The organism is Oleiphilus sp. HI0080 (assembly GCF_001635135.1).
In genome coordinates, this window is the sequence record NZ_LWFU01000620.1 from 1 (window position 1) to 551 (window position 551).

Genomic DNA, 551 nt, shown 5'->3' on the forward strand with positions numbered 1-551 from the left:
CTGAAACGAAGTATTTGTGGCCAACGAGTTCGTAAAGCCCATCTGTGTTTCCATCAATAGGGAAGGCACGAGTGGAGTTCCTTCTAACATCTGAGCCGCCCTGCTTCTCAGTCATTGCCATCCCAATGGTGACGCTGTCTTTCTGAAAATGGGGTATATTTCGAGGGTCGTAAGTTCGGTTTAGGATTTTGGGTGCCCAAATATCATAAAGCTCGGGTTGGTGTTTAAGGCTTGCAATCGCCGCGGAAGTCATTGTTATAGGGCAACCATGTCCCGCCTCTACCTGACACATCATGTAGCTCTTTACTGCCCGTTCCAAATTTCGATCAGAAGCTACGCTCTCCCAATGGGATGAGTGGATACCATGCTTCATTGATAGAGTCATGAGCTCGTGATAAGCAGGATGAAAGCGTATTTCATCCACCCGATGGCCATATCGATCATGTGTGTGAAGCTCGGGCTTAACAACGTTTGCTTGAAAACCAAGTTCGACCACGTTTTCTGAACCACATATTTCACCAAGCACATTCAGGTCATCCGTGTTTAGATTG

Annotated in this window: 1 pseudogene; it reads right to left on the reverse strand. The window is 46.8% G+C overall.

The window, feature by feature from the left end:
* Positions 1–551, reverse strand: a pseudogene (locus A3751_RS22890) (DNA alkylation response protein); the annotation flags it as partial.